Consider the following 26,012-nt stretch of genomic DNA (forward strand, 5'->3'; position numbering starts at 1 on the left):
ACCTCCAGTGGAGGTTTTCAGCCTCTCACCTTGAAATAAGAAAGTGAGAGAAGGTCCGGGGGACCTTGAACCCCGAGTCTAAAAATAAGAAAGCGAAGAAGGTCTGGTAACTCACAGAGTTCGATTTCGTCTTCTCACCCCCGCAACGATGACTAGGTTTGAAAAAGCTTGCTAGAGCGCATTTCAAACCAGACAGCGACTGCGTCAAGGAACTAGATGAAAAACTTGTTTTTTAGTTGTTACTGAGTTTAGTCTTTTTACCCCGAGCATGGAAACAGGTAAGCGAGGAATGTCCGGGGGACCTTTTTAGCGTATTACCTTGAGATTCAAAAGCAAAACAAGTTTCAATGGAGATTGGGCAGAGAATTATCTATTAGAAAGCGAGGTAACATTATGAAAGCAATCGGTACGCAAATGTTAGAGACGGAACGTTTAATCTTGAGAAGATTTGTGGAGAGTGATGCGGAAGCCATGTTTCAAAATTGGGCTTCGTCTCCTGAGAACCTGACCTATGTCACCTGGGATCCTCATCCTGATGTTGAAGTGACTCGGAACTCGATTCGAAATTGGGTTGCATCCTATACCAATCCCAACTATTACAAATGGGCCATTTGTCTCAAAGAGAATCCTGAGCAAGTGATAGGAGATATCAGCATCGTTGAAATGGATGAGATTGACTCTAGCTGTGAGATTGGGTATGTTTTAGGAAAAGATTATTGGGGCCGAGGTATGATGACGGAGGCCTTGAAAGCTGTCTTAGACTTTTGTTTTACCCAAGCAGGATTTCAAAAGGTCAGAGCTCGTTACGCCAGTCTTAATCCAGCTTCAGGACGTGTGATGGAGAAGGCTGGAATGTCCTATTTAAAAACCATTGCCAATGGTGTGGAGAGAAAAGACTACGTTGCGGACCTTATTTATTACCAGATAAGTAGGGAAGACAGGTGATTTCTTTTCTGTTTCTATCAAAGTCAGACATTGTCTGGCTTTTTTTGTGCAAAATTTCTGAATAAACTGATTAAATTCCTATTTTTCCCTATCATTGTCCCTGTTTTTTCTTAGAGTTGGGAATTATAATAGACTTATCAAATCAAAGAATGGAGGAAGGCAATGGACAATGTAATCTTTTTTATCAGTGTTTTTCTTGCTGGAATTCTTTCCTTCTTTTCTCCTTGTATCTTACCCTTGTTACCAGTCTATGCAGGGGTCTTGTTGGATGATAAAGATGGTGCTCAGGCTTCTAGCGGAAAATTTTCAATCTCAGTCGTTAGTCTATTGCGAACTCTCGCATTTATAGCAGGGATTTCTTTTATCTTTATCTTACTGGGATATGGTGCTGGTTTTTTAGGCAATTTGCTGTATGCTTCTTGGTTTCAGTATGTGACGGGTGCGGTTATCATTCTCTTGGGCTTGCACCAGATGGAAGTCTTACATTTGAAAGGACTTTACAAGGAAAGAAGGTTACAATTAAATAGACAAGGGCAAAAGGGTAAGGAATATAGTCAGGCATTTTTACTGGGCTTGACCTTTAGTTTTGCTTGGACGCCATGTGTGGGACCGGTTCTGGGCTCTGTTTTAGCCTTGGCGGCTTCAGGTGGCTCAGGTGCTTGGCAGGGAGCTGGTCTCATGTTGGTTTACACGCTGGGTTTGGCACTACCATTCTTGGTTCTAGCTCTTGCCTCCAGCTATGTTTTGAAACATTTCCGAAAACTTCATCCCTACCTTGGAACCCTCAAAAAAGTAGGTGGTCTCCTCATTATCGTGATGGGAATCTTGGTGCTTTTGGGAAATGCTTCTATTTTAACAAGATTATTTGAATAGAGAGGAATAAGAAATGAAAAAATGGCAAACATGTCTCCTTGGAGTAGGCTCAATTTGTTGCTTGGCAGCCTGTTCGGCTAAAAATATGTCAGACGAATCTACCATGAAGGAGCAAACAAAAACAGAACAAGTCAGTGCGCAAACTGCGACTAAAGGTCAGGCGGTTGCTGATTTTGAACTAACGGGAGTAGACGGCAAGACATATCGCTTGTCTGATTACAAGGGCAAGAAAGTCTATCTCAAATTCTGGGCTTCTTGGTGTTCCATCTGTCTAGCTAGTCTTCCTGACACGGATGAAATTGCTAAAGATGCTGGAGACGACTATGTGGTCTTGACAGTGGTGTCTCCTGGACATAAGGGGGAACAAGCAGAATCAGACTTTAAGAACTGGTACAAGGGCTTGGATTATAAAAATTTCCCAGTTCTAATTGACCCATCAGGTAAACTTTTGGAAACTTATGGTGTTCGTTCTTATCCAACTCAAGCCTTTATAGACAAGGAAGGTAAGCTAGTCAAAACGCAACCTGGTTTTATGGATAAGGATATGATTTTAAAAACATTGAAAGAAATGGGGTAGAGAAAGGTCATGAATGATAAAGTAAAATTGTTTGTCTTGGCAGGAATCTTTTTCCTAGCCATAACCGGTTTCTATTTTCTATTGATGCGAAATGCAGGGCAGACAGATAGCTCGCAAATTGAGAAAGCATCAGTTAGCCAAGGAGGAAAAACAGTGAAAAAAACAGAAGTGAGTAAAGATGCAGACTTGCACGAAATTTATCTAGCTGGTGGATGTTTCTGGGGAGTTGAGGAGTATTTTTCTCGCGTTCCTGGTGTGACAGATGCCGTATCAGGCTATGCAAATGGTAGAGGGGAAACAACCAAGTACGAATTGATTAACCAAACAGGACATGCGGAAACCGTCCATGTCACTTACGACGCCAATCAAATTTCCCTCAAGGAAATTCTGCTTCATTATTTCCGCATTATCAATCCAACCAGCAAAAATAAACAAGGAAATGATGTGGGAACCCAGTACCGTACTGGTGTTTATTACACAGATGACAAGGATTTGGAAGTAATCAACCAAGTCTTTGATGAGGTGGCTAAGAAATACGACCAACCTCTAGCAGTTGAAAAGGAGAACTTGAAGAATTTTGTAGTGGCTGAGGATTACCACCAAGACTATCTCAAGAAAAATCCAAATGGCTACTGCCATATCAATGTCAATCAGGCGGCCTATCCTGTCATCGATGCCAGCAAATATCCAAAACCAAGTGATGAGGAATTGAAAAAGACCCTGTCACCTGAGGAGTATGCAGTCACCCAGAAAAATCAAACAGAACGAGCTTTTTCAAATCGCTATTGGGATAAATTTGAATCCGGTATCTATGTGGATGTGGCAACTGGCGAACCTCTTTTTTCATCAAAGGATAAGTTTGAGTCTGGTTGTGGCTGGCCTAGTTTCACCCAACCCATCAGTCCAGATGTCGCCACCTACAAGGAAGATAAGTCTTACAATATGACACGCATGGAAGTGCGGAGCCGAGTGGGAGATTCTCATCTGGGCCATGTCTTTACGGACGGTCCTCAGGACAAGGGTGGCTTGCGCTACTGTATCAATAGTCTCTCTATTCGATTTATTCCCAAAGACCAAATGGAAGAAAAAGGCTATGCTTATTTACTAGATTATGTCGATTAAGAGGGCTTTCCTAAGCAGTTAGAGGAGAATTTTGCTATACTGATACTAGTAAGTGACAAAGGAGCTGAGCATGACCTACACAATTTTAATCGTAGAAGATGAATATCTGGTAAGACAAGGCTTGACCAAACTGGTCAATGTAGCAGCCTACGATATGGAAATCATCGGTCAGGCTGAAAATGGAAAGCAGGCTTGGGAATTGATACAAAAGCAGGTGCCAGATATCATTTTAACCGATATCAACATGCCTCAGCTAAATGGTATCCAGTTGGCCAGTCTGGTCCGAGAAACTTATCCTCAGGTTCATCTGGTTTTTTTGACAGGTTACGATGATTTTGATTATGCCTTGTCTGCTGTCAAACTCGGTGTGGATGACTACCTGCTCAAGCCCTTTTCTCGTCAGGATATTGAGGAAATGTTGGGGAAAATCAAGCAAAAGTTGGATAAGGAAGAAAAGGAAGAGCAATTACAAGATCTATTGACTGATAAGTTTGAGGGAAATATGGCCCAGAAAATCCAGTCCCATCTGGCTGATAGCCAATTTAGTTTAAAGTCTTTAGCCAATGACTTGGGCTTTAGTCCGACTTATCTGAGTTCTTTGATTAAGAAAGAGTTGGGCCTGCCTTTTCAGGATTATCTGGTGAGAGAACGTGTCAAACAAGCTAAGCTTTTACTTTTAACTACAGATTTAAAGATTTATGAGATCGCAGAGAAGGTTGGCTTTGAAGATATGAACTATTTTACCCAACGTTTTAAACAAGTTGCGGGTGTGACACCTCGTCAGTTTAAGAAGGGGGAAGGTCGATGAAGCGTTCTTCTCTCCTAGTCAGAATGGTTATTTCCATCTTTCTGGTCTTTCTCATTCTCCTAGCTCTGGTCGGGACTTTCTATTATCAATCTAGTTCATCAGCCATTGAAGCTACCATTGAGGGCAATAGCCAGACGACTATCAGCCAAACTAGCCACTTTATCCAGTCTTATATCAAAAAATTAGAAACCACCTCGACTAGTTTGACCCAGCAGACAGATGTTCTGGCCTATGCTGAGAATCCCAGTCAAGACAAGATCAAGGGAATTCGAGATCTGTTTTTGACCATCTTAAAGGCAGATCAGGACTTGAAAACTGTTGTGCTGGTGACCAAATCCGGTCAGGTCATTTCTACAGATGATAGTGTGCAGATGAAAACCTCCTCTGATATGATGGCTGAGGATTGGTACCAAAAGGCCATTCATCAGGGAGCCATGCCCGTTTTGACTCCAGCTCGTAAATCAGATAGTCAGTGGGTCATTTCTGTCACTCAAGAACTTCTTGATTCAAAGGGAGCCAATCTTGGCGTGCTTCGTTTGGATATTTCCTACGAAACTCTGGAAGCCTATCTTAACCGGCTTCAGTTGGGTCAGCAGGGCTTTGCCTTTATTATCAATGAAAACCATGAATTTGTTTATCATCCTCAACATACAGTTTATAGTTCGTCTAGCGAAATGGAGGCCATGAAACCCTATATTGAGACAGGGCAGGGTTACACTCCAGACCACCGATCCTATGTCAGTCAAGAAAAGATTGCTGGAACTGATTGGACGGTGCTTGGTGTGTCTTCGTTGGAGAAGTTAGACCAGCTTCGGAATCAACTCATGTGGACCTTGCTTGGTGCTAGTGTCACATCTCTTCTTGCCTGTCTCTGCTTGGTGTGGTTCAGTCTTAAACGCTGGATTGCTCCTCTGAAGGATTTGAGAGAAACCATGCTGGAAATTGTTTCTGGTGGTCAGAATCTTCGTGCCAAGGAAGCTGGTGCTTATGAACTGAGAGAAGTGACTCGTCAGTTCAATGCCATGCTGGATCAGATTGATCAGTTGATGGTAGATATTCGCAGGCAGGAAGAAACGACCCGTCAGTACCAACTTCAAGCCCTATCGAGCCAGATTAATCCGCATTTCCTCTATAACACCTTGGATACCATCATCTGGATGGCTGAATTTCAGGATAGTCAGCGCGTGGTTCAGGTGACCAAGTCCTTGGCAACCTATTTCCGCTTGGCGCTCAATCAAGGCAAGGATTTGATTTGCCTGTCTGACGAAATCAACCATGTCCGCCAGTATCTCTTTATCCAGAAACAACGCTATGGAGATAAGCTGGAATACGAAATTGCTGAAAATCCTGCCTTTGATCATCTAGTCTTGCCCAAGTTAGTGTTACAACCCTTGGTAGAAAATGCTCTTTACCATGGCATTAAGGAAAAGGAAGGTCAGGGACATATTAGAGTTTCTGTCCAGAAACAGGATTCGGGCTTGGTCATCCGCATTGAGGATGATGGCGTTGGCTTCCAAGTTGCTGGCGATAGTAGTCAAAGTCAACTCAAACGTGGGGGAGTTGGTCTTAAAAATATTGACCAACGGCTCAAACTTCATTTTGGAGAAGATTACCAGATGAAGATCGATTCTGCCCCTTTAAAGGGTACGACAGTTGAAATATACATAAATAGAATAGAACCTAACTAACTCCCAGTCAATTCTGGGAGTTTTATGCAGGTTGGAGTAAGATTTTCAGGTTGTCTATCTTGCTAAAAACAAGAAAAAACGATATGATAGATAGTGATAAAAGAGGTATCAAGTATGAAGGAAAAAGACATTCAAAGAGAGACAAGCCAGATTGTAGAAGATGTATTGGAAAAGGCCAATTTGAAGCAGGGGGCCCTTTTTGTTTTAGGTCTATCTTCTAGTGAGGTGCTAGGTGGTCAGATTGGGAAAGAATCCAGTCAAGAGATTGGTGAGCTGATAGTGGGGACTATCTTGGGTATTCTAGGTAGTAGAGGTATCCATTTAGCCGTTCAAGGTTGTGAACATGTTAATCGAGCCCTCGTCGTTGAACGTCAGGTGGCAGAGCAGTTTGGCCTGGAAATCGTCAGTGTCCTTCCGACTCTTCATGCAGGAGGTTCGGGTCAATTGGCAGCCTTCAAGTTTATGCAAGATCCAGTTGAGGTTGAATTTATCAAGGCTCATGCTGGATTGGATATCGGAGACACTGCAATTGGCATGCATGTCAAGCATGTTCAGGTTCCGATTCGCCCTCTTTTGAGAGAGATTGGGCATGCCCACGTAACGGCTCTAGCTAGTCGTCCAAAATTAATCGGAGGTGCGCGTGCGCACTATCCGCAAGATTCTATCAGAAAGTCGTGAGAATGAATAAAGGAGATGAAAGTGTTTAAAAAAGACCGTTTTTCAATTCGTAAGATTAAGGGAGTTGTAGGTTCTGTATTTCTTGGAAGCCTTTTGATGGCTCCTTCTGTAGTGGACGCAGCCACCTATCACTATGTAGATAAAGAGGTTATTTCACAAGAAGCTAAAGATTTAATCCAGACAGGAAAGCCTGATGGAAATGAAGTTGTCTATGGTTTGGTATATCAAAAAGACCAGCTGCCACAAACAGGGACAGAAGCATCTGTTTTGACAGCTTTTGGTTTGCTGACTGTTGGGAGCTTACTTTTAATCTACAAGAGAAAGAAAATTGCCAGCGTCTTTCTAGTTGGAGCTATGGGATTGGTAGTCCTTCCTAGTGCAGGAGCTGTAGACCCAGTTGCGACCCTAGCACCAGCTAGTCGAGAGGGTGTTGTTGAAATGGAGGGTTATCGCTATGTTGGTTATCTATCAGGTGACATCCTCAAAACGCTTGGCTTGGACACTGTTTTAGAAGAAGACTCAGCTAAACCTGGAGAGGTGACTGTAGTCGAAGTTGAGAATCCCCAAGTAACAACAAATCAGGAGCAAGCTAATCCAGAAAACCAAGCAGTAGAGACAGAGGAAGCTCCAAAAGAAGAAGCACCTAAAACAGAAGAAAGTCCAAAGGAAGAACCAAAATCGGAGGTAAAACCTACTGACGAGCCCCTCCCTAAAGGAAAAGATGAAAAAGAAGATTCAGCAGAACCAGCTCCAGTTGAAGAAGTAGGTGGAAAAGTTGAGTCAAAACCAGAGGAAAAAGTAGCAGTTAAGCCAGAAAGTCAACCATCAGACAAACCAGCTGAGGAATCAAAAGTTGAACCACCAGTAGAACAAGCAAAAGTCCCAGAACAACCCGTGCAACCTACACAACCGGAGCAACCAAGGATACCAAAAGATTCATCACAACAAGAAGATCCTAAAGAGGATAAGGTATCGGAAGAGACACCGAAACAAGAAGATGCACAGCCAGCAGTAGTAGAATCAAAAGAGGAGGCTGCTAATCAACCTGTTGAAGAACCAAAAGTGGAAATGCCTGCTGTAGAAAAACAAACGGAACCAAAAGTTGAACAAGCAGGTGAACCAGTCGCGCCAAGTGAAGACGAAAAGGCACCAGTCTCTCCAGAAAAGCAACCAGAAGCTTCTGAGGAAGAGAAGGTTTCGGAAGAAACCCCGAAACCAGTAGAAGTCTCTCCAGAGACCAAGGCTGAAGAAACTGTAGAACCAACAGAGGAGACCAAAACAGCTAAAGGTACGCAAGAAGAAGGCAAAGAAGGTCAAGCACCAGTACAAGAAGTAAACCCAGAATATAAAGTAACAACAGGTACAGTTGAGAAGTCTACCGAAAGTGAATTAGATTTCACAACAGAAGTAGTTCCGGATGACACAAAATATGTAGATGAAGAAGTTGTTGAACGTCAAGGGTCTAAAGGAGTTCAACTTACGAAAACAACTTACGAAACAGTGGAAGGTGTAGAGACAGATAAAGTTCTTTCTACAACTACAGAAGTAAAAACTCCTGCTGTTCCGAAAGTTGTTAAAAAAGGAACAAAACCAGTTGAAGGAACAGTAGATGAAACTGAAGAAGTAGAGATTCCTTTTAAAACAAAAACGCAAGAAGATGATACTTTAAAACGTGGGACAGAAGAAGTTGCTCAAGAAGGTGTAAACGGCAAGAAACAAATTACCAAGACGTATAAAACGATTCGTGGAGAAAAAACAAAAGATGCTCCAACAGTAGAAGAAAAAATTATCTTACAACCTCAAGATAAAATTATTAAGAATGGTACAAAAGGGTTAGAAAAACCAACATTACAATGGAATACAACAGATAAAGATGTCTTGAAGAAGAGTGCGACAGCTAGTTATACGTTGACAAAACCAGCTGGAGTAGAAATCAAATCAATCAAATTAGCATTAAAAGATAAAGATGGACAACTTGTTAAAGAAGTAACGGTAGAAGAAAATAAATTAAACGCTACTTTAGATAAATTGAAATATTATCAAGGTTACACCCTATCTACTACAATGGTTTATGATCGTGGAGAAGGCGAAGAAACTGAGAAATTAGAAGATAAACAAATTCAGTTAGACCTTAAAAAAGTTGAAATCAAAGATATTCGAAGAACTGATTTAATTAAATATGATCAAGAAACAGAAACGAATGAATCTAGATTAAAATCAATCCCAGAGGATAAGAGTAAATACTACTTAAAAGTCACTTCACATGATCAAAAATCAACATTATTAGCAGTGAAAAATATTGAAGAAGTAACCGTTGATGGAAAACAAATGTATAAAGTAACTGCAACAGCAGATAATTTAGTTGGGCGTCAAAAAGATCAAACATTTGAATCTGAATATACTCATTACATTGAAAAATCAGTTGCAGCTAACGGAAATGTTTATTATGATTTTGAAGATTTAGTTTCAGCAATGCAAAAAAATCCAGCAGGAGAATACCGATTAGGTCAAAGTATGAGTGCTAGAAATGCATCTGCGAATGGAAAATCGTATATCACGAGTGAATTTACAGGAAAATTATTAAGTGAAGACGGAAAACGTTATGCTATTACAGAGTTAGAACGACCTTTATTCAATGTTATTAAGAATGCTACTATAAAAAATATTAATTTTGAAGATGTAGATATCGATCGTAAAAATGATGATGGTGTTGCTACAATAGCCAATACAATGAATGGAACTTCTGTCATTGAAGATGTGAAAATTACAGGTTCTGTTATTGGACGTAATAATGTAGCAGGTGTTGTTAATTATATGAACGAGGGAACTCGCATTGAAAATGTTGCCTTTATTGGTAAACTACATTCTACAAGTGAAAATGGTTCAGCATTAGGTGGTATTGCCGATAAAAACTATCGAGGTATTGTAACAAGAACTTATGTAGATGCAATATTAACAGGTAATAACGTACGAGCAAGCTCATTAATTCCATATGTTGAATACGGAATGGTAGGCGATTATTTAACTGGAACTAAAGGAAACTTGACCAAATCTGTTGCCAAAGGAATGATTAATGTAGTTACGCCAGTACAAACTGGAGCGTTTGCAAGTAAGACATGGCCTTTTGGTACAGTAAAAGATAATGTTAGTTATGTAAAAGTGAAAAATGCAGAAATGTTATTTGGTTCAAATGATATTGATGATGATTATGCACATCCACAAATTGATAAATTATACAGTGTAGCTGGATATAGTGAAGGTAAAAAGTCATACACTAAATATCCTAATAAACAAATTAAATTAACAAAAGAAGAAGCTGATGAAAAAGTAGCTAGCTATAATATTACTGCTAATACTTTTGAAAGCGAAAAATCACTAGTGGCTACATTAAACGCAACAGTGTCTCAAAATTCTGCTTATGATCAAATCCAAGATTATAACGATGAATATAAATTAGCATATAAGAATTTTGAAAAATTACAACCATTCTATAATAAAGAATATATTGTACATCAAGCTAATAAATTGGATAAAGCACATAACTTAAATACGAAAGAAGTTCTTTCTGTAACACCAATGCATGATACAGAATTCGTTACAAATTTAGAAGAAGTGAATAAAATTATGATTCACTATGCGGATGGAACAAAAGAATACTTAAATCTATCTGGCAGTACAGAAGGATTAAGTAATGTTAAAGAATACACTGTAACAGATTTAGGAGTTAAATATACATTAAATATTGTTCAAAAAAATTATGATGGTTTAGTGAATGGAATTGTTTCAAAATTAAGTCCGATTGAATTACAATCAGATGTTATTTATAAACACTTTAACCGACCGGGAGCAGGAAGATTTGATGCGGTGAAAAATCTTTACTTAGAAGAAAGCTTTGATTATGTGAAGAATAACTTAACAGAACTAGTGACTAAGTTAGTTCAAAACGAAAATCATCAATTAAATGATTCACTAGTAGCACAACAAATGATTTTAGATAAAGTTGAAAAGAATAAAGCCGCTTTAATTCTTGGATTAACGTATCTAAATCGTTATTACGGAGTAAAATTTGGAGAAGTAAATATTAAAGAATTAATGTTATTCAAACCAGATTTCTATGGTAAAAATATAGATGTATTAGATCGATTGATTGAAATTGGCTCTAAAGAGAACAATCTTAAAGGTCATCGTACACATGATGCATTCCGTGAAGTTTTGAGTGCTTCTACTCGCTCGGGTAACTTAATTGACTTCTTAAAATACAATATGGAACTTTTAACTTCAGATAAAAATATAAATGATTGGTTTATTCATGCGACTGAAGGTAAAGTATACGTTGTTGAAAAACAATCTCGTGAAGAAGGTCTTAAAAATGCTAAATATAGAGCATTTGATAATCTATCCAAAGGATATCATCAGAAGATGATTCTTCCACTTTTAAATCTAAAGCAAACACAAGCATTCCTGATTTCTACGTATAACACAATTTCATTTGGTACAGCTAATAAATACAATACGACACTTGGAAATTTCAAAGATAAAATTGATTTGGCGGCAAATAGGCATCTTAACTATCTTGATTTCTGGTACCGACTTGCAAATGAGAATGTTAAGAATTTATTGGCAAAAGAGATTGTTACTCCTGTTTGGGAAGGATACCAAGTTTGGGGACATGATTGGGGTAAATGGATGGATAAATATGGTAAGTTTGAAGATGGTAAAGGTATTTATGCTCCAACCCGTGAACTTTATGGCCCTGTAGGTGAGCATTACGGTCCTAATGGGGCTGTTGCCGGAGCCTATGCAACTTATTATGATGATAAGAATGATAATCGTGCAAAAGTTGTATTTGTTATGTCTGATATGATTAGCGAGTATGGATCCTCAGCATTTACACATGAAACTACTCACATAAATGACCGCGTAGTTTATTATGGAGGGTACACACACCGAGAAGGTACATTCTTAGAAGCCTTCGCACAAGGTATGCTTCAATCACCTGCTACTCAAGGTCACCAAGGTGAGTATGGTGCTTTAGGACTAAATATGGCTTTTGAACGTGAAAACGATGGAAATCAATGGTATAATTATAACCCTAATAATCTTAAATCACGTAAAGAAATTGACCACTATATGAAGAACTATAATGAGGCACTGATGATGTTAGATTATCTTGAAGCTGATGCAGTTATTGGGAAACTTAATGGTGATAATAGTAAATGGTTTAAGAAAGTTGATAAGAAAATGCGTCATACTGATGGTGATAATAAACATCTAGTTGGACCTAACCAATGGGATGAAGTGCGTGACTTAAGCGAACAAGAAAAAGCACTTGAGTTGAATAATATTAATGATTTAGTTAACAATAACTTTATTACAAAACATGGTGCTCCAGGTAACGGGGTGTATCGTCCTGAAGATTTTAGATCTGCATACGTTAACGTTAATATGATGACCGGTATCTACGGTGGTAATACTAGTGATGGTGCTCCGGGAGCCCTATCATTCAAACACAATGCTTTCCGTATGTGGGGTTACTTCGGATATGAAAATGGATTTATTGGATATGTTTCCAATAAATATAAAGGTGAAGCGAAAAAGGATGGTGAAAACAATTTAAGTGATAAATTTATTATTAAGAAAGTATCTAAAAATGTATACAACACACTTGAGGATTGGAAGCAACATTGGTTCCAAGAAATTAAAGATAAAGCTAATAATGGATTCACTGCCATTGAAATTAATGGTGAAACGATTACAAGTTATGACAGATTGAAGACTCTATTCAGTACTGCTGTTGAAAAAGATTTAGCTGAATTGAACGATTCTAAAGTAGAGCGTAAATATAGAAATACTGTAGGCTTGAAAGAGAAAGTCTTCAAACAACTCTTGTACAAATCCGACGGTTTCTCTGGGAATCTCTTCAATGAATCACAGGCATAGTGCTAACAAAATCATTACAAAGGTGGATCAGCTTGGCTGTATCTGCCTTTTTATGCTATACTTAAGGTATGCATAGAAAAACAGTGATTGATTTTAGGGCTTTGGGGGAGAGATACACCTTTACCCAGCCTATTAAAGAGTTGAAAACGAGAAATGTAGCAGAAGTGGCAGATTTGCTGGCACAAGTGGAAAGCTACCAAGAGCAGGGCTACTATGTGGTGGGCTATGTCAGCTATGAGGCTGCACCTGCTTTTGAGGAGAAATTAGCAGTTCATAAAGCTCCTTTACTGGCAGAGTATCTGCTATATTTTACAGTTCATGATAGGGTAGAAACATCCCCTATTTCTCTGATTTATGACGAGGTTGATTTGCCTTCAAACTGGCAGGAAGTAACGTCTGCAGCAGACTATGAAAAGGCTATTGCACAGATTCACCATCATTTGCGCCAGGGAGACACCTATCAGGTCAACTACACAGTCCAACTCAAGCAAAAATTAAGTGCCAATCCTTTTGCCATCTACAATCGTATGGTGGTAGAGCAGGAGGCGGGTTACAATGCTTATGTTGAACATGACGAGATGGCAGTGATTTCCATGAGCCCAGAGCTCTTTTTTGAGCAGAATGGCCGCGAGTTGACAACGCGACCAATGAAGGGAACGACTCAGCGTGGCATGACTGACCAAGAAGATCTTGAACAGGCTAGCTGGTTGGAGCAGGATTCTAAAAATCGCTCTGAAAATATGATGATTGTGGACCTCTTGCGCAACGATATGAACCGTATTTCTGAAGTGGGAAGTGAGCATGTGGAGCGTCTGTGTCAAGTGGAGCAGTATTCGACTGTCTGGCAGATGACTTCGACCATCAAGAGTCGGTTGCGACCAGATGTGGACTTGGTTTCCATTTTTCGCTCTCTCTTTCCTTGTGGATCCATCACAGGAGCTCCGAAAATTGCGACTATGGAGATTATAAAGGACTTAGAACCACAACCGCGTGGAGTCTACTGTGGAACGATTGGTCTCTTGCTTCCAAATGGACGACGGATTTTTAATGTGGCCATTCGTACCATTCAACTTCACAAAGGTCAAGCCATTTATGGAGTTGGCGGAGGGATTACATGGGATAGCACATGGGAATCTGAATACCGAGAGGTTCATCAAAAGGCAGCAGTTCTCTATCGTAAACAAGCTCGTTTTCAGCTGATTACTACTGGGAAAATCAGCCAGAAGAACTTGCTGTTTGAAGAACAACATTTGGAAAGACTCCAAAAAGCTAGTCGCTATTTTGCCTTTCCTTTGGATTCAGAAGACTTGAGACACAAGATTGAGGAAGAGTGTCAGGATTGTGACATTGATCAAGATTACCGCTTGCGAATTAGCCTTAGCAAGTCTGGAAAGATAGAGGTCGATCGTCAAGTATTAACACCCCTCAGTCCAACCTTCTGCCATGCCCAACTCTGCCTGCAGGAAGCCAATTTGCAACAAGCATTTACCTATTTTAAAACAAGCCACCGACCGCATTTGAGCCTAGGGGAACAAGAGAAGATTTACCACAATAAGTCTGGAGAGCTACTTGAAACCTCTATTGGAAATTTGGTTCTGAAAATCGCTGGAAAACTCTACACACCGCCTATTCGACTGGGAATTTTACCAGGAATTTACCGTCAGCATTTGCTGGAAACAGGACAGGTAGAAGAGAAAGTCTTGACCTTGGCAGATTTAGACAAAGCTGAAGCTATTTACGGCTGTAACGCAGTGCGAGGCTTGTATGAGTTAATCTTACAGGAGAACTAGATGAAACTGATATTTTTACATGGACTAGGCCAGTCAGCGGAGAGTTGGAAAGAAGTTCAGAATCTACTGACAGATTATCCTTCTGAGGCTATCGAGTTGTTTCCTTCTGGAGTTAGCAACTATCAACAAGCCAAGGAACGAGTTTATCAGCATCTAGTTCAAGAGACAGAACCTTTTGTCCTAATCGGTTTGTCCTTAGGGGCTGTCCTTGCATTGGAGCTTTCAAGTTCTGAGATACCAACCCTTCAGGCTTTGGTTTTGTCAGGTTGTCCATTGAAACTAGCAGGTAATATTCCTTTTTATTTTCAAACACTGATATTTAAACTACTCCCAAAAAGGATATTTGAGAAACAGGGAGCAGACAAAACTCTTATGGTTGGAGTTTCTGAGGAATTGAAGACACTTGATTTAAGAGAGATTGCAAGGCATTGTCCTTATCCAACCTTACTAATTTGTGGTAGCAAAGATAAACCGAATCTTAGTTCTATGAAAGATCTTCATTTATTATTGAAAGATTCGCAGTTTCAGATCATTCCTGATGGCCCTCATGTTCTGAATAGAGCTAAACCAAAAGAGTTTGCAGAAATAACCAGAAGTTTTCTTGAATTGAAGAAATAAATCTGATAAAATAAACATGAAATCGATATCATCGTTATGGGAGAAAGAAATGAATAAACGTCTCTTTTTAAAAATGAGTCTGGCTACCTTGCCAATTTTAGCCTTGTTTTCACAGCCTGTGTTAGCAGAAGAAGACATTCATTTTTCTAGCTGTCAGGAAGCTTGGGCGAATGGCTATTCGGATATTCACGAGGGAGAACCTGGTTATTCTGCCAAGTTAGACCGAGATCATGATGGTGTGGCTTGCGAATTGAAGAATGCTCCTAAGGGTGCTTTCAAAGCAAAACAAGCAACTACGGCTCAAAGCAACACAAGTTCAGCAACAACAAGTGGATGGGTTAAGCAGGACGGTGCTTGGTACTACTTTGATGGAAATGGAAATCCAGTGAAAAATGCTTGGCAGGGAAGCTATTACCTGAAATCTGATGGTAAGATGGCACAGAGCGAATGGATTTATGATTCTTACTATCAAGCTTGGTATTATTTGAAATCAGATGGCTCTTATGCTTATAGTACATGGCAAGGAAATTACTATTTGAAATCAAACGGTAAAATGGCTAAAGGTGAATGGATTTATGATGATTCTTATCAAGCTTGGTATTACTTGAAATCAGATGGTTCGTATACTTATAGTACATGGCAAGGAAATTACTATCTGAAATCAGATGGTAAAATGGCACAGAGCGAATGGATTTATGATGATTCTTATCAAGCTTGGTATTATTTGAAATCAGATGGCTCTTATGCTTATAGTACATGGCAAGGAAATTACTATCTGAAATCAGATGGTAAAATGGCTGTCAATGAATGGGTTGATGGTGGACGTTATTATGTAGATACCACTGGTTTGTGGAAAGCCAATTCAAAAGTAACTAATAAAGGTTCTTACTATAGCCTTCAAGGGAAGTATGATGAAATTGTCGTTGCCAACAAACACTATCCAATGTCAAAAGACTACTATCCTGGTGAAAATGCTACTGCAAAAGCAGCCTTTTTAAAACTGATTGCACAAATGAAAGAAGAAGGATACGCTATTAGCGATAATTATAGTGGATTTAGAAGTTATGCAACTCAAGCACAATTGTATCAAAGTTATGTGAACCAAGAGGGACAGGCTGCTGCGGATCGTTATTCCGCCCGTCCTGGATATAGTGAACATCAGACAGGACTTGCTTTTGATGTGATTGGCACAGATGGTCAATTAGTTGAAGATGCGGGTGCGGCTCAATGGTTATTGGATCATGCACCAGACTATGGCTTTGTTGTTCGCTATCCCCGTGGGAAAGAGAGTGTCACAGGTTACATGCATGAGGAATGGCATTTACGTTACATTGGAAAAGAAGCAAAAGACATTGCTGCAAGTGGTTTGACACTAGAGGAATACTATGGCTTTGATGGTGGAGACTATCTTCAGTAAAATTACTCATAAAAACAATGCAAACCTTTGCATAAATGAGTGAAATTTGTTATACTATAACTGTAAGCATTTTCAATTACTGCATAATGAAAAAGGAGAATATGATGAGTCAAAAGATTATTGGGATTGACCTTGGTGGAACTTCTATCAAATTTGCAATCTTGACAACAGCAGGAGAGATCCAAGAAAAGTGGTCTATCAAGACCAATATTTTGGATGAGGGGAGTCATATTGTTGATGATATGATTGAATCTATTCAACATCGTTTGGACTTGCTTGGATTGGTAGCAGCAGACTTCCAAGGAATTGGAATGGGGTCACCAGGTGTGGTTGACCGTGAAAAAGGGACTGTGATTGGTGCCTACAACTTGAACTGGAAAACCCTTCAACCAATCAAAGAAAAGATTGAAAAAGCCTTGGGGATTCCATTTTTCATCGATAATGATGCCAACGTAGCGGCTCTTGGTGAGCGTTGGATGGGGGCTGGTGATAACCAACCAGACGTTGTCTTTATGACACTTGGTACAGGTGTTGGTGGTGGTATTGTCGCAGAAGGCAAATTGCTTCACGGTGTAGCTGGTGCAGCAGGTGAGCTTGGTCACATCACTGTTGACTTTGACCAACCAATCGCATGTACTTGCGGTAAGAAAGGTTGCCTTGAGACAGTAGCTTCTGCAACAGGGATTGTCAACTTGACTCGTCGTTATGCCGATGAATACGAAGGTGATGCAGCCTTGAAACGCTTGATTGATAACGGAGAGGAAGTAACCGCTAAGACAGTCTTTGACCTTGTAAAAGAAGGAGACGACCTTGCCTTAATCGTTTACCGTAACTTCTCACGTTACTTGGGAATCGCTTGTGCTAACATCGGTTCAATCCTAAACCCATCAACAATCGTCATCGGTGGTGGTGTGTCAGCTGCGGGAGAATTCCTTTTACAAGGTGTTCAAAAAGTCTACGATGAAAATACTTTCCCACAAGTACGCACATCTACTAAATTAGCTCTTGCAACTCTAGGAAATGACGCTGGAGTTATCGGAGCAGCATCACTTGTATTGCAATAAAATAATAAAAGAGGAAAAGTGCTAACCTAGAGTTAGTAATGTTCCTCTTTTCTTTTTTATGCTATACTAGTTAGGACAATAAATGAGGTGAGAGTAAATGACAAAAGCAGATACGATTTTTAAAGAAAATATTGAACGAATCCTCAAAGACGGTGTCTTTTCTGAGCAGGCCCGTCCCAAGTACAAGGATGGGACTGTTGCCAACTCCAAGTACATAACGGGTGCCTTTGCAGAGTATGACTTGGCAAAAGGGGAATTCCCCATCACAACCTTGCGTCCCATTGCAATCAAATCAGCTATCAAAGAAGTTCTCTGGATCTACCAAGACCAGTCAAATAGCCTTGAGGTACTCAATGACAAGTACAATGTTCACTACTGGAATGACTGGGAAGTGGGAGATACAGGAACTATTGGTGAGCGCTATGGTGCTGTTGTTAAGAAACACGACATCATCAATAAGCTTCTCAAACAGTTGGAAGCCAACCCTTGGAACCGCCGCAATATTATCTCTCTCTGGGATTACCAAGCTTTTGAGGAGACAGAGGGCCTCCTTCCATGCGCCTTTCAGACCATGTTTGATGTCCGCCGTGTAGATGGGGAAATCTATCTGGATGCGACCTTGACCCAGCGTTCGAATGATATGCTGGTGGCTCACCACATCAATGCTATGCAGTATGTAGCTCTTCAAATGATGATTGCCAAGCATTTTGGCTGGAAGGTTGGGAAGTTCTTCTATTTCATAAACAACCTCCATATCTATGACAATCAATTTGAACAAGCTCAGGAATTGCTCCGTCGTGAGCCGTCAAACTGCCAACCACGTTTGGTCTTGAATATACCAGATAAGACAAACTTCTTTGATATTAAAGCAGAAGATTTTGAGTTGGTGGATTATGACCCTGTTAAGCCACAGTTGAAGTTTGACCTAGCTATTTAATACTCAATGAAAATCAAAGAGTAAACTAGGAAGCTAGCCACAGGTTTCTCAAAGCACTGCTTTGAGGTTGTAGATAAGACTGACGAAGTCAGCTCAAAACACTGTTTTGAGGTTGCAGATAGAACTGACGAAGTCAGTAACCATACCTACGGCAAGGCGACGTTGACGTGGTTTGAAGAGATTTTCAAAGAGTACAAAAGAATAGAAAAAAGAAGTTGAGAAAATAAATCCCAACTTCTTTTGTTTCTTAACGTGATACGCGGCGACGAGCTGCTTTTTTTCGGTTTTCTTCGATGAAAGCTGCTTTTTGCTCTTCTGGTTCGATTACTTTCTTTTTAAATGCGTATACTGCACCTGCGACTGCAGCGACAGTTCCTGCGACACCTGTTACAAGACCTTTAGCGAATCCTTTAGCCATGAGTCTTCCTCCTTTATTTTCTTAATCAGCCAGCCTCCTCAAGAGGTCACATTTTTCTGACTGACCTTTTTGTGTTATAATAATAGTAACGAAAAAATGGGAATTTTTCAAGGAAAAAAGATGAAAACAAAAATAATTGTGATTGTTGGACCGACTGCAGTTGGAAAGACAGCTCTAGCCATTGAAATTGCAAAGCGTTTTAATGGTGAAGTGGTTAGCGGTGATAGTCAGCAGGTTTACCGAGGTCTAGATATTGGGACGGCTAAAGCTAGTCTAGAAGAGCAGGCGGCTATTCCCCATCATTTAATCGATGTTAGAGAGGTAACCGAGTCTTACTCGGCTTTTGATTTTGTTTCAGAAGCTAAGACAGCCATTGAAGATATTCAAAATCGGGGTAAGCTAGCCATTATTGCTGGTGGGACTGGACTTTATATCCAGAGCTTGCTAGAAGGTTATCACCTGGGTGGGGAGACTCCCCATGAGGAGATTTTAGCTTATCGAGCTAGTTTGGAGCCTTATACAGATGAGGAACTGGCTCATCTGGTGGAGCAAGCTGGCCTTGAGATTCCCCAGTTTAATCGTCGTCGTGCTATGCGTGCCTTGGAAATTGCCCATTTTGGTCAGGATTTGGAAAATCAAGAGAGTCTATATGAACCGCTGATTATCTGCTTGGATGATGAACGCAGTCAATTATATGAACGTATCAATCGCCGCGTGGATTTGATGTTTGAGGCTGGGCTTTTGGATGAGGCCAAGTGGCTTTTTGACCATTATCCAGATGTGCAGGCTGCTAAAGGAATTGGCTATAAGGAACTTTTTCCATATTTCCGTGGGGAGCAAACTTTGGAGGAAGCTAGTGAGAGTCTCAAACAGGCTACCCGTCGTTTTGCCAAGCGTCAGTTGACCTGGTTCCGTAATCGCATGCAGGTCACCTTTTATCAGATTGGAGAAGCTGGTGTGCAAGACCGCATTTTAAACCAGATAGAGGAGTTTTTAGATGATTGATACGGAAAAAAAAGAGGAGCGAGTCCTGCTCATTGGTGTGGAATTGCAGGGCATGGACAATTTTGACCTCTCTATGGAAGAATTGGCCAGTCTAGCCAAGACAGCTGGTGCAGTCGTTGTAGATAGCTACAGACAAAAACGTGAAAAATATGATTCCAAGACCTTCGTCGGCTCTGGTAAGTTGGAAGAAATAGCCCTCATGGTGGATGCAGAAGAAATCACCACTGTCATCGTCAACAACCGTCTGACTCCACGGCAAAATGTCAATTTAGAAGAAGTTCTGGGTGTTAAGGTTATTGACCGTATGCAGTTGATTTTGGATATCTTTGCCATGCGGGCTCGAAGCCATGAAGGCAAGCTCCAAGTCCACCTAGCCCAACTCAAATACCTCTTGCCTCGTTTGGTTGGTCAGGGGATTATGCTCAGCCGTCAGGCAGGGGGAATTGGTTCCCGTGGACCTGGTGAAAGTCAGCTGGAGCTGAACCGTCGTAGCGTTCGCAATCAAATCACGGATATCGAGCGCCAGCTCAAGGTGGTTGAGAAAAATCGGGCGACTGTCAGAGAAAAACGTCTGGAGTCGAGCACTTTTAAGATTGGTTTGATTGGTTACACCAATGCTGGGAAGTCAACTATAATGAACACCTTGACCAGCAAGACCCAGTATGAGGCTGATGAGCTCTTTGCGACTCTGGATGCGACGACTAAGAGTATTCATCTGGGGGGCAATCTCCAAGTAACTTTGACAGATACCGTGGGCTTTATCCAAGATTTGCCGACAGAGTTGGTATCCAGTTTCAAGTCAACCTTGGAGGAAAGCAAGCATGTAGATCTTCTGGTTCATGTTATCGATGCCAGCAATCCTTACCACGAGGAGCATGAAAAAACGGTCCTTTCCATCATGAAAGACTTGGACATGGAGGATATTCCTCGCCTGACACTTTATAATAAAGCGGATTTGGTGGAGGATTTCACGCCTACCCAAACGCCTTATGCCCTCATTTCTGCCAAGTCTGAGGATAGTCGTGAGAATTTGCAGGCTTTGTTTTTAGAGAAAATCAAGGATATTTTTGAATCTTTTACACTGCGAGTGCCTTTTTCAAAGTCCTACAAGATTCATGATTTAGAAAGTGTTGCAATTCTGGAAGAACGTGATTATCAGGAAGACGGCGAAGTGATTACAGGCTACATTTCCGAGAAAAATAAATGGAGGTTCGAGGAATTTTATGACTGATATTAAAACTTTGGCTTTAAAGTATGGAGGTTATACAAGTCTGGATAAGGTCTATCTGGATCAACTTCTAGCTGGAAAGACAGATCAAGAGCAGTTGGCCATTATTACACCTCCGCCCAGCGTAGTCAATGCTTACTTTGCAGAACTCTATCAGAAAAAGAGTCCTGAGGCTGCGACGGATTATTTTGCAGAAGTCAGTCAGGAACTGAATCTTTACAATACTGAGCCAAGTTTCACCCTAGAAAATAAGCCTTTTATTCGGCTTAATCTATCTGGTAAATCCTTTGGTTTTTGTTATGAGAGTGAGGGTCTTGGTCGAATTTTCTCTGAAAATAAGGAGAAGATCTCGGATGACTTGCTCTTTGAAATTGCGCAAATTTTCCCCCATCAACTAGTCTTTGAAGAGTCTGGTAAGATTTATATGAAGGCTGTCGGGGACGAGGAAGTTGTTAGCATGGAGAGTTTAACAGCTTTGACTGATTTGGAAAGTTTGGCTGATGGTCGCAAGCGTCTTAAAGGTTACAGCCAAGAGGAGTTATTACAAGAAGCTACTGCTTTTTCTGGCAAGCGCTATTTCCGATCGGAAAACCGCACAGCCATGTTATATATTGATTAATTAGAAAGTATCGAATGGATATTCAATTTTTAGGAACGGGGGCTGGTCAGCCCTCTAAAGCCCGCAACGTTTCAAGTCTCGCCCTGAAACTCTTGGATGAGATTAACGAAGTCTGGCTCTTTGACTGTGGAGAAGGTACGCAAAATCGCATCCTGGAAACCACAATTAGACCACGTAAGGTCAGCAAAATTTTTATCACTCATCTGCATGGAGACCACATTTTTGGCTTACCAGGTTTCCTTTCTAGTCGAGCCTTTCAGGCCAATGAAGAGCAGACAGATTTGGAAATCTATGGACCTCAAGGCATCAAATCTTTTGTATTGACTAGTCTACGTGTGTCAGGTTCGCGCCTGCCTTACCGTATTCATTTTCATGAGTTTGCCCAAGATTCTTTAGGAAAAATCTTTGAGACCGATAAATTCACTGTGTACGCGGAAGAATTGGATCATACTATTTTCTGTGTTGGCTATCGTGTCATTCAAAAGGACTTGGAAGGAACGCTGGATGCTGAAAAACTCAAGGCTGCTGGTGTCCCATTTGGCCCACTTTTTGGAAAAATCAAGAATGGTCAGGACGTTGTTCTCGAAGATGGGACTGAAATCAAGGCAGTAGACTATATCTCAGCTCCTCGTCCGGGTAAGATTATTACCATTCTGGGTGACACCCGAAAAACCAATGCCAGTGTACGTCTAGCTATCAATGCCGATGTCCTGGTTCATGAATCCACTTATGGCAAGGGCGATGAAAAAATTGCTCGTAACCATGGCCACTCAACTAATATGCAAGCTGCACAAGTAGCAGTAGAAGCAGGTGCTAAACGCCTCTTGCTCAATCATATCAGTGCTCGCTTCCTCTCAAAAGATATCAGCAAACTCAAAAAAGACGCTGCTAGTGTTTTTGAAAATGTCCATGTGGTCAAAGACTTAGAAGAAGTGGAAATCTAAAAGATTGAGAAAGGATAAGTATGCTTACTATTCTCATTACCGGAGCTAGCGGTGGCTTAGCTCAAGAAATGGTCAAATTCTTGCAAAACGACCAACTCATCTTGCTTGGTCGAAATAAGGAAAAATTAGCCCAACTCTACGGAAACCATCCCCATGCAGAATTGATTGAAATCGATATTACCGATGATTCAGCCTTAGAAACTCTGGTAGCAGACCTCTATCACCGCTATGGCAAGATTGATGTTTTAATAAACAACGCTGGTTACGGGATTTTTGAGGAATTTGACCAGATTTCTGACCAAGATATTCACCAGATGTTCGAGGTTAATACCTTTGCCCTGATGAATCTGTCTCGTCGCCTTGCAGCTCGTATGAAGGAAAGCCGAAAAGGTCATATCATCAATATCGTCAGCATGGCAGGTTTAATCGCTACTGGCAAGTCTAGTCTCTACTCAGCAACCAAGTTTGCGGCTATTGGTTTTTCAAATGCCTTACGCCTCGAACTCATACCCTATGGAGTCTATGTGACGACAGTCAATCCAGGACCAATCCGTACAGGATTTTTTGACCAAGCCGACCCAGATGGGACTTATCTTAAGTCGGTTGATTGCTTCCTGTTGAAACCAGATGCAGTTGCTAAAAAGATTGTCAAGATTATAGGGAAAAACAAACGAGAACTCAATCTTCCTGTTTTGTTGAACCTAGCCCATAAGTTTTATACTCTCTTCCCCAAGCTAGCTGATAAGTTGGCAGGGGAAACTTTTAATTATAAGTAAAAAGAACCAATGTGCAGGTTGTTGCTAGCCTACATATTGGTTCTTATCATTTCTCAACTATCAAACTGGACTTCTTCTAGGAGATAGTCGATAAAGCGTTCGCCCATCTTAGATAGGCTGGTTTTTTCATGCTGGATATAGACCAGCTCAATTGGGTCATCAATATCCAGTGGGATAGAAACGATATTGTCTCCGTTGAGGTTGCTGTTCAAAATCCCCGTCGCAATAGTATAACCATCCAAACCAATCAAGAGATTAAAGAGGGTAGCACGGTCACTAACCACGATGGATTTCTTGTGGTGCTCTTGGGAAAGGATTTCTTCTGAAAAGTAGAAGGAGTTGTGCGTTCCTTGGTCATAACTCAGATAAGGGAAGTTTTCCAAATCAGACAGTTTCACCTTGTCTTTCTTTGCCAGAGGGTTGGTCTTGCTGACAAAGATATGGGGCTGCGCTGTGAAGAGATGGTGAGCCAGTAGGTGATTGTCATCCAGCATCTTAGTTAAAACATCACGGTTGTAGCTGTTTAAAAATAGAACACCGACCTCACTACGGAAGTTCTTGACGTCGTCGATAATTTCCCAAGTACGAGTTTCACGAAGGAAGAGCTCGTATTTCTCCATATCGCTTTTCTTGAGTAGCGATACAAAGGCATTGACCACAAAGGCATAGTGTTGAGATGAAACGCTAAAGAGTTCACGGTGGGCGACAGGATTTTTATAGCGTTCTTCCAGAAGTTGGGTCTGCTCGACAACCTGACGGGCATAAGAGAGAAACTCCATCCCATCACGGGTCAAGGTGATACCCTTAGGATTGCGGATAAAGATCTCAATCCCCATTTCATTTTCTAAATCTCTCACAGCATTGGAAAGACTAGGTTGAGTGATAAAGAGTTGCTTGGCTGCCTCATTCATGGAGCCAGTTTCGACGATTTTGATAATATAGTGTAATTGTTGAATTCTCATGTTTTTATTGTACCACACTTGCGTCAGAATCGCCAAAGAAGATAGGAAAATCAGGAGCATTGTGTGAGTCTCTTCTTGAAAAAAACACAAAATTTTGCTAGAATAAGTCTTATGAAAACATTCTATGATGTGCAGCAATTCCTCAAACGATTTGGTATTATTGTTTATATGGGAAAACGCTTATATGATATTGAACTGATGAAGTTGGAGCTCTCTCGGATTTACGATGCAGGGCTGATGGACAAACTGGATTATCTGGAAGCGGAAGCGGTTCTTCGCAGAGAGCACAAGGTAGAATTGGATTATATTGAGAAAAATGGAGAAATGAACTAATGGTTACTTGGATTTTGTGGGCACTTATACTAGCAATGTTGGCATGGATGGGCTTTAACTATCTTCGTATTCGCCGTGCGGCTAAAATCGTAGACAATGAGGAATTTGAAGCCTTGATTCGTACGGGTCAATTGATTGATTTGCGAGACCCAGCTGAATTCCACAGAAAACATATCCTTGGTGCCCGCAATATTCCTTCAAGTCAGTTGAAGACGAGTCTTGCAGCCCTTCGTAAGGATAAACCTGTCCTTCTCTACGAAAACCAACGTGCGCAACGAGTTACAAATGCAGCTCTTTACTTGAAAAAACAAGGCTTTTCTGAGATTTATATCCTTTCTTATGGCTTGGATTCTTGGAAAGGGAAAGTCAAAGTTGAGAAATAAGAAAACGAGCTTGGATATTTCCGAGCTCATTTTTTAACCACTTTTTCTGAGAAAGTCACGAATACTTGCCAACTCTTCTGAGTTTAGGGGACGATAGTCTCCTGCTTGAAGATTTTCATCCAAGCTCCAAGGCCCAAAATGGGTGCGTTTGAGTGAGGTCACTTTGACACCAACCGAGAGGAACATTTTCTTGACTTGATGAAATTTTCCTTCTGAAATGGTGATAGAGGCTTGACTGAGGGAAGGACTTGCAGATAGAATCTCTAATCTTGCAGGTTTACAGATAGTGCCATCTAAAAAGACAATTCCCTTTTGAAAGGCTTGGATATGGTCAGGTGTCAGAAGTCCATTAACCTCAACCTGATAAGTTTTATCGACATGATATTGGGGATGGAGGAGTTGAAAGCCCAAGGGACCGTTATCGGTCACGAGGAGGAGACCAGTCGTATCTCGGTCCAGTCGACCGACGGCATAGAGTTTGTCAGATTGGATGTCAGGCGGAAGGAGGTCCATGATGGTTTGGAGTTCCTTGTCCTTGTTGGCTGTAACGAAACCAGCAGGCTTATGAAGCATCAGATAGGTGTGCTCATAGCCTTGAATTATTCGGTCCTGAAAAAGGAGTTCTTGTAGTCCTGTATCGATATTCTGAGCTAGGGAGCGGGCTGGGTGACCATCGACTAGAATGTTCCCTTTGAGTAAGGCTTGTTTCATGGCCTTTCGGCTGATTTTTTCTTGGGCTAATAAATTATCTAAACGCATACTGTGCCTATCTTATCATAAGTTGTATGCTTTGAAAAGGCTTGACGTGAAAAGAAAAGCATAGTGAAAACATTTACACTTGCTTGAATTATGTTATTTACTTGAAATTATGGTATAATCGTTCAGTT

Annotated in this window: 22 protein-coding genes and 2 pseudogenes; 21 read left to right on the forward strand and 3 right to left on the reverse strand. The window is 40.8% G+C overall.

Translation table 11 applies throughout. From position 1 onward, the window contains the following. Window positions 1–393 precede the first annotated feature (393 nt). From HT689_RS05670 to HT689_RS05730, 14 genes and pseudogenes are all read left to right on the forward strand, one after another. Window positions 394–945, forward strand: a complete 552-nt coding sequence (locus HT689_RS05670) for a GNAT family N-acetyltransferase (protein ID WP_173251585.1) — start codon at window positions 394–396, stop codon at window positions 943–945. Window positions 946–1,107: 162 nt separating this feature from the next. Continuing rightward, entirely contained in the window at window positions 1,108–1,818 is a 711-nt protein-coding gene (gene ccdA2, locus HT689_RS05675) for a thiol-disulfide oxidoreductase-associated membrane protein CcdA2 (protein WP_173251587.1), read from the forward strand. A gap of 13 nt (window positions 1,819–1,831) precedes the next feature. Further along, the gene (locus HT689_RS05680) at window positions 1,832–2,395 is read left to right on the forward strand and encodes a redoxin family protein (RefSeq protein ID WP_000759260.1); all 564 of its coding nucleotides are present in this window, start codon (window positions 1,832–1,834) and stop codon (window positions 2,393–2,395) included. 9 nt (window positions 2,396–2,404) lie between these two features. Next, on the forward strand, window positions 2,405–3,517 hold the full coding sequence (gene msrB, locus HT689_RS05685; protein WP_173251590.1) for a peptide-methionine (R)-S-oxide reductase MsrB: 1,113 nt from the start codon (window positions 2,405–2,407) through the stop codon (window positions 3,515–3,517). 70 nt (window positions 3,518–3,587) lie between these two features. Next, complete coding sequence (locus HT689_RS05690) at window positions 3,588–4,325, forward strand: response regulator transcription factor (RefSeq protein WP_173251592.1); 738 nt, start codon at window positions 3,588–3,590, stop codon at window positions 4,323–4,325. Continuing rightward, the gene (locus HT689_RS05695; RefSeq protein WP_173251594.1) at window positions 4,322–6,013 is read left to right on the forward strand and encodes a sensor histidine kinase; all 1,692 of its coding nucleotides are present in this window, start codon (window positions 4,322–4,324) and stop codon (window positions 6,011–6,013) included. Before HT689_RS05690 ends, HT689_RS05695 begins: the two co-directional genes overlap by 4 nt. Window positions 6,014–6,127: 114 nt before the next feature. Continuing rightward, entirely contained in the window at window positions 6,128–6,691 is a 564-nt protein-coding gene (locus HT689_RS05700; protein WP_173251597.1) for a TIGR01440 family protein, read from the forward strand. A 21-nt stretch (window positions 6,692–6,712) separates the two neighbouring features. Beyond that, a complete protein-coding gene (locus HT689_RS05705) occupies window positions 6,713–12,631 on the forward strand; it encodes a ZmpA/ZmpB/ZmpC family metallo-endopeptidase (RefSeq protein ID WP_173251599.1) in 5,919 nt (1,972 codons plus the stop codon). A gap of 68 nt (window positions 12,632–12,699) precedes the next feature. After that, entirely contained in the window at window positions 12,700–14,421 is a 1,722-nt protein-coding gene (gene pabB / locus HT689_RS05710) for an aminodeoxychorismate synthase component I (protein WP_173225391.1), read from the forward strand. Beyond that, entirely contained in the window at window positions 14,422–15,039 is a 618-nt protein-coding gene (locus HT689_RS05715; protein WP_173225388.1) for an alpha/beta hydrolase, read from the forward strand. Window positions 15,040–15,088: 49 nt separating this feature from the next. After that, window positions 15,089–15,895 (forward strand): annotated as a pseudogene (locus HT689_RS09750) (N-acetylmuramoyl-L-alanine amidase family protein); the annotation flags it as partial. 6 nt (window positions 15,896–15,901) lie between these two features. Further along, window positions 15,902–16,456, forward strand: a pseudogene (gene ldcB, locus HT689_RS09755) (LD-carboxypeptidase LdcB/DacB); the annotation flags it as partial. Between the two features lie 104 nt (window positions 16,457–16,560). Next, a complete protein-coding gene (locus tag HT689_RS05725; protein ID WP_173225382.1) occupies window positions 16,561–17,520 on the forward strand; it encodes an ROK family glucokinase in 960 nt (319 codons plus the stop codon). Between the two features lie 97 nt (window positions 17,521–17,617). Then, window positions 17,618–18,457 (forward strand): thymidylate synthase, encoded by an 840-nt coding sequence (locus HT689_RS05730; protein WP_173225379.1) that lies wholly within the window; start codon window positions 17,618–17,620, stop codon window positions 18,455–18,457. A gap of 247 nt (window positions 18,458–18,704) precedes the next feature. Here the strand turns inward: HT689_RS05730 and HT689_RS05735 are convergent, their stop codons facing one another. Then, entirely contained in the window at window positions 18,705–18,875 is a 171-nt protein-coding gene (locus HT689_RS05735; RefSeq protein ID WP_001051780.1) for a DUF3042 family protein, read from the reverse strand. Between the two features lie 120 nt (window positions 18,876–18,995). Between HT689_RS05735 and miaA the strand changes: the two genes are divergently transcribed. Genes miaA through HT689_RS05760 form a run of 5 tightly spaced genes read left to right on the forward strand, consistent with a single transcriptional unit; the run spans window position 18,996 to window position 23,447 of the window. Further along, complete coding sequence (gene miaA, locus HT689_RS05740) at window positions 18,996–19,880, forward strand: tRNA (adenosine(37)-N6)-dimethylallyltransferase MiaA (RefSeq protein WP_173225376.1); 885 nt, start codon at window positions 18,996–18,998, stop codon at window positions 19,878–19,880. Further along, the gene (gene hflX / locus HT689_RS05745) at window positions 19,873–21,111 is read left to right on the forward strand and encodes a GTPase HflX (RefSeq protein ID WP_173225373.1); all 1,239 of its coding nucleotides are present in this window, start codon (window positions 19,873–19,875) and stop codon (window positions 21,109–21,111) included. Before miaA ends, hflX begins: the two co-directional genes overlap by 8 nt. Further along, window positions 21,104–21,727, forward strand: coding sequence for a cystathionine beta-lyase (locus tag HT689_RS05750; protein WP_173225370.1), 624 nt, complete (start codon window positions 21,104–21,106; stop codon window positions 21,725–21,727). The genes hflX and HT689_RS05750 overlap by 8 nt, the downstream gene beginning before the upstream one ends. A 14-nt stretch (window positions 21,728–21,741) precedes the next feature. Next, complete coding sequence (gene rnz / locus HT689_RS05755; protein WP_173225367.1) at window positions 21,742–22,671, forward strand: ribonuclease Z; 930 nt, start codon at window positions 21,742–21,744, stop codon at window positions 22,669–22,671. Window positions 22,672–22,691: 20 nt separating this feature from the next. Further along, complete coding sequence (locus HT689_RS05760; RefSeq protein WP_173225364.1) at window positions 22,692–23,447, forward strand: SDR family oxidoreductase; 756 nt, start codon at window positions 22,692–22,694, stop codon at window positions 23,445–23,447. A 53-nt stretch (window positions 23,448–23,500) separates the two neighbouring features. Here the strand turns inward: HT689_RS05760 and HT689_RS05765 are convergent, their stop codons facing one another. Further along, complete coding sequence (locus HT689_RS05765) at window positions 23,501–24,409, reverse strand: LysR family transcriptional regulator (protein ID WP_001222592.1); 909 nt, start codon at window positions 24,407–24,409, stop codon at window positions 23,501–23,503. A 63-nt stretch (window positions 24,410–24,472) separates the two neighbouring features. Between HT689_RS05765 and HT689_RS05770 the strand changes: the two genes are divergently transcribed. Together HT689_RS05770 and HT689_RS05775 are read left to right on the forward strand one after the other, a co-directional pair. Beyond that, window positions 24,473–24,742 carry a YqgQ family protein gene (locus tag HT689_RS05770; RefSeq protein WP_173225362.1) on the forward strand — a complete coding sequence of 90 codons (270 nt, stop codon included), beginning with the start codon at window positions 24,473–24,475 and terminating at the stop codon, window positions 24,740–24,742. Next, window positions 24,742–25,125: a rhodanese-like domain-containing protein gene (locus HT689_RS05775; protein WP_000259257.1), complete on the forward strand. Its 384-nt coding sequence runs from the start codon at window positions 24,742–24,744 to the stop codon at window positions 25,123–25,125. The genes HT689_RS05770 and HT689_RS05775 overlap by 1 nt, the downstream gene beginning before the upstream one ends. 33 nt (window positions 25,126–25,158) lie before the next feature. Here HT689_RS05775 and HT689_RS05780 read toward each other — a convergent pair whose 3' ends face one another. Then, the gene (locus tag HT689_RS05780; protein ID WP_173251828.1) at window positions 25,159–25,884 is read right to left on the reverse strand and encodes a 16S rRNA pseudouridine(516) synthase; all 726 of its coding nucleotides are present in this window, start codon (window positions 25,882–25,884) and stop codon (window positions 25,159–25,161) included. Window positions 25,885–26,012 lie beyond the last annotated feature (128 nt).

This window comes from Streptococcus sp. 2342, assembly GCF_013276795.1.
Lineage (GTDB): Bacteria > Bacillota > Bacilli > Lactobacillales > Streptococcaceae > Streptococcus.

What these genes read in the sequence shown, in the direction of transcription:
- miaA (WP_173225376.1), top strand. Translation starts at nt 18,996, where the DNA reads ATGAAAACAAAAATAATTGTGATTGTTGGACCGACTGCAGTTGGAAAG.
- HT689_RS05730 (WP_173225379.1), top strand. Translation starts at nt 17,618, where the DNA reads ATGACAAAAGCAGATACGATTTTTAAAGAAAATATTGAACGAATCCTC.
- ccdA2 (WP_173251587.1), top strand. Translation starts at nt 1,108, where the DNA reads ATGGACAATGTAATCTTTTTTATCAGTGTTTTTCTTGCTGGAATTCTT.
- HT689_RS05765 (WP_001222592.1), bottom strand. Translation starts at nt 24,409, where the DNA reads ATGAGAATTCAACAATTACACTATATTATCAAAATCGTCGAAACTGGC.
- msrB (WP_173251590.1), top strand. Translation starts at nt 2,405, where the DNA reads ATGAATGATAAAGTAAAATTGTTTGTCTTGGCAGGAATCTTTTTCCTA.
- HT689_RS05775 (WP_000259257.1), top strand. Translation starts at nt 24,742, where the DNA reads ATGGTTACTTGGATTTTGTGGGCACTTATACTAGCAATGTTGGCATGG.
- rnz (WP_173225367.1), top strand. Translation starts at nt 21,742, where the DNA reads ATGGATATTCAATTTTTAGGAACGGGGGCTGGTCAGCCCTCTAAAGCC.
- HT689_RS05670 (WP_173251585.1), top strand. Translation starts at nt 394, where the DNA reads ATGAAAGCAATCGGTACGCAAATGTTAGAGACGGAACGTTTAATCTTG.
- HT689_RS05690 (WP_173251592.1), top strand. Translation starts at nt 3,588, where the DNA reads ATGACCTACACAATTTTAATCGTAGAAGATGAATATCTGGTAAGACAA.
- HT689_RS05700 (WP_173251597.1), top strand. Translation starts at nt 6,128, where the DNA reads ATGAAGGAAAAAGACATTCAAAGAGAGACAAGCCAGATTGTAGAAGAT.
- HT689_RS05715 (WP_173225388.1), top strand. Translation starts at nt 14,422, where the DNA reads ATGAAACTGATATTTTTACATGGACTAGGCCAGTCAGCGGAGAGTTGG.
- HT689_RS05735 (WP_001051780.1), bottom strand. Translation starts at nt 18,875, where the DNA reads ATGGCTAAAGGATTCGCTAAAGGTCTTGTAACAGGTGTCGCAGGAACT.
- HT689_RS05725 (WP_173225382.1), top strand. Translation starts at nt 16,561, where the DNA reads ATGAGTCAAAAGATTATTGGGATTGACCTTGGTGGAACTTCTATCAAA.
- HT689_RS05695 (WP_173251594.1), top strand. Translation starts at nt 4,322, where the DNA reads ATGAAGCGTTCTTCTCTCCTAGTCAGAATGGTTATTTCCATCTTTCTG.
- hflX (WP_173225373.1), top strand. Translation starts at nt 19,873, where the DNA reads ATGATTGATACGGAAAAAAAAGAGGAGCGAGTCCTGCTCATTGGTGTG.
- HT689_RS05780 (WP_173251828.1), bottom strand. Translation starts at nt 25,884, where the DNA reads ATGCGTTTAGATAATTTATTAGCCCAAGAAAAAATCAGCCGAAAGGCC.
- pabB (WP_173225391.1), top strand. Translation starts at nt 12,700, where the DNA reads ATGCATAGAAAAACAGTGATTGATTTTAGGGCTTTGGGGGAGAGATAC.
- HT689_RS05680 (WP_000759260.1), top strand. Translation starts at nt 1,832, where the DNA reads ATGAAAAAATGGCAAACATGTCTCCTTGGAGTAGGCTCAATTTGTTGC.
- HT689_RS05760 (WP_173225364.1), top strand. Translation starts at nt 22,692, where the DNA reads ATGCTTACTATTCTCATTACCGGAGCTAGCGGTGGCTTAGCTCAAGAA.
- HT689_RS05750 (WP_173225370.1), top strand. Translation starts at nt 21,104, where the DNA reads ATGACTGATATTAAAACTTTGGCTTTAAAGTATGGAGGTTATACAAGT.